Here is a 260-nt window from a genome sequence, read left to right as displayed (position 1 = left end):
AAAAATGAGTCATAAAACTTTTAAATTGAGAGTTTGATCCTGGCTCAGGACGAACGCTGGCGGCGTGCCTAATACATGCAAGTCGAACGCTTTTTCTTATCACCGTAGCTTGCTACACCGATAAGAAATTGAGTGGCGAACGGGTGAGTAACACGTGGGTAACCTGCCCTAAAGAGGGGGATAACACTTGGAAACAGGTGCTAATACCGCATATCTCTTAGAACCGCATGGTTCTGGGATGAAAGGTGGCGTAAGCTATC

General features: G+C 46.2%; 1 rRNA gene. It reads left to right on the top strand.

Going from position 1 to position 260, the window contains the following annotated elements:
* Positions 1–21: 21 nt before the first annotated feature.
* Positions 22–260: ribosomal RNA gene (locus FC36_RS06690) — 16S ribosomal RNA — on the top strand; the annotation flags it as partial.

The sequence above is a fragment of the Ligilactobacillus equi DSM 15833 = JCM 10991 genome (assembly GCF_001435735.1).
In the GTDB taxonomy this organism is placed as follows: domain Bacteria; phylum Bacillota; class Bacilli; order Lactobacillales; family Lactobacillaceae; genus Ligilactobacillus; species Ligilactobacillus equi.
Note: the sequence above shows the minus strand (reverse complement) of the source record. Positions and strands in the feature narration are given on the sequence as shown.